Below are 256 nucleotides of genomic sequence, written 5' to 3'. Positions count from 1 at the left end.
GCCGGTCCATGCGTAGTGCACGCCGCTTCAATCTCAACGGCATCGTGATCAATGCCGCCGCGCTCGTCCTCGTCCTGTCCTATGCGCTGCCTTACGTCTATCTGCTCATGACGTCGATCAAGCCGGCAGCGGATGTCCAGCGGATTCCGCCGAGCTTCTTTCCCTTCGTGATCTCTTTCGAGAATTTTCGCGATGTCCTGCAATCGTCGACCCTGCCGCGGGCCTTTGCAAGCTCGCTGATGGTGGCGGTGCTGAC

General features: G+C 59.8%; 1 pseudogene. It reads left to right on the top strand.

The features are described 5' to 3' along the window. Window positions 1-8: 8 nt before the first annotated feature. Window positions 9-256 (top strand): annotated as a pseudogene (locus EOD29_RS33185) (carbohydrate ABC transporter permease); the annotation flags it as partial.

Source organism: Mesorhizobium sp. M1A.T.Ca.IN.004.03.1.1 (assembly GCF_003997555.1).
Taxonomy (GTDB): domain Bacteria; phylum Pseudomonadota; class Alphaproteobacteria; order Rhizobiales; family Rhizobiaceae; genus Mesorhizobium.
The sequence above is the reverse complement of the archived record's forward strand: the minus strand, read 5'-3'. Positions and strand labels throughout refer to the sequence as shown.